The sequence below is a fragment of the Dolosicoccus paucivorans genome, assembly GCF_900100125.1.
Lineage (GTDB): Bacteria > Bacillota > Bacilli > Lactobacillales > Aerococcaceae > Dolosicoccus > Dolosicoccus paucivorans.
The window spans coordinates 1-1,600 of sequence record NZ_FNEL01000094.1 but is presented as its reverse complement, the minus strand read 5'-3'; the positions used below and the strand labels follow the sequence as shown (position 1 = coordinate 1,600).

At 38.4% G+C, this 1,600-nt stretch carries 1 protein-coding gene and 1 pseudogene; one reads left to right on the top strand and one right to left on the bottom strand.

Annotation, left to right across the window (positions count from 1 at the left end; genetic code table 11):
• Nucleotides 1-59 precede the first annotated feature (59 nt).
• Nucleotides 60-986, top strand: a complete 927-nt coding sequence (locus BLR79_RS09470; protein WP_092087035.1) for a DDE-type integrase/transposase/recombinase — start codon at nucleotides 60-62, stop codon at nucleotides 984-986.
• A 392-nt stretch (nucleotides 987-1,378) separates the two neighbouring features.
• Here BLR79_RS09470 and BLR79_RS08670 read toward each other — a convergent pair.
• Nucleotides 1,379-1,600 (bottom strand): annotated as a pseudogene (locus BLR79_RS08670) (alanine--glyoxylate aminotransferase family protein); the annotation flags it as partial.

Here is a 1,600-nt window from a genome sequence, read left to right as displayed (position 1 = left end):
TAATCCTCTAACTTTCTGTGTGTTTTGGCTACTAACAGTATAGCAGAGGGTTATCTTTTTTGCTTTTAGCTTACCAACAGTTATTTTACACTAAGGTTAAGTATGCTATCAAAGTGAATAATAAAGCCACAGCTGCAAGGAAATATCATAAATCCAGGCAGTATGTTCAGAGATGGCGACAAAGGTATGATGGATCGATTGAATCCTTGCGAAAGAAGTCCACTCGTCCTAAATCACATCCTAACCAATATACACAGGATGAATTGGATCTGATTAAACACATGCATAGGCATCATAGACACCGTGGTTTAGCTCACGTCTACCGCAAATGCAAAGACAAGGGCTACACCAGGTTTTATGATTCCATGTGTCGGCAAATCAGGAAGATGGGTCTAGGCAAGCCTGCTAAAGCCAAGAAAAAACGTAAGAAGCAGAAAGAAAAGCCTAAATACACTCATCCTGGTCAACTGGTTCAAATCGATGTTAAATACGTTCCGGTGAACTCTATCGGCTTTGTGAGTCGCCATCAGAGATACTACCAAATCACAGCCATAGATGCTTATTCACGAAAGAGAGTGTTGAGTCTGATGAATGAGAATAGCACCTATACAACCTCAGAATTTCTGCTGACCCTAGAAGAAGAGATGGGCTTCAAGATTGACAAAATTCAGACAGACAACGGAAGGGAGTTTACCAATGACCCAGAGGAAACTGATAAGCAATCAAGGTTTCAAAAAGTCTTAAACTGCCTGGGTATTGACTATCAAACGACGGCTCCTTATAGTCCTTGGCAGAACGGTTTGGTAGAGAGAAGCCATCGAGAAGATGAAGAGAAGTTTTACTCAAGAAGACGTTTCTTCAGTGAAGAAGAGCTAGAAAAAGCTTTAAGACGGCATAACACAAGCTACAATAGTACCTACCACAAAGTTTTAGATTTCAAGAACCCGAATGAAGTCGTCACAGAATATTTTGAAAAAGCAGGTTAGCCATTATATATTTCTTCCAAGTTTCTTCAAGGCACGCTTCGCTCTAAAGGTCTTGACAAAATTTTCCAAAAATATGCTGAATGTTTAACTGCTTTTTGCAATCTATTTTTCAGAGATCGTGTCATAAATGTTTGACTTCTCTACAATCTTGAGGGAGTGAAAAGTTAACAGAAACTATGATTTCGGGAGAAGATATGGTATACTTAAGTCTGTTCATTAGAGATGATCCTTTCTGGATTGTCTTAGGCAGGAGGTGTGATCTCCTGCTTTTTTTATTCATTTAATTCGATACCTAATTATACCAAAAATCCGTCAAAACGTTATTAATGAACACTTTGACGGGGTTATTTTTCTAAAGAGGATACGAACTTATGTCACAGTCTCTTTTAGCTCTATTTTTGAACATCTAAATATACATTCAATGCCGCTTGAACAGCATCACCTTGATTTACTTTTGCTCCATAACGGATCAACGTTGATTCCAATGCACCTAAAACGTGTAATACATTTTCTCGTCGACTTGAATAACCCATGTTACCAATGCGTAAGACTTTTCCAACTAAAGGTCCAAAACTTCCTGCGATTTCAACCCCAAATTGATCTAGCATAAATTT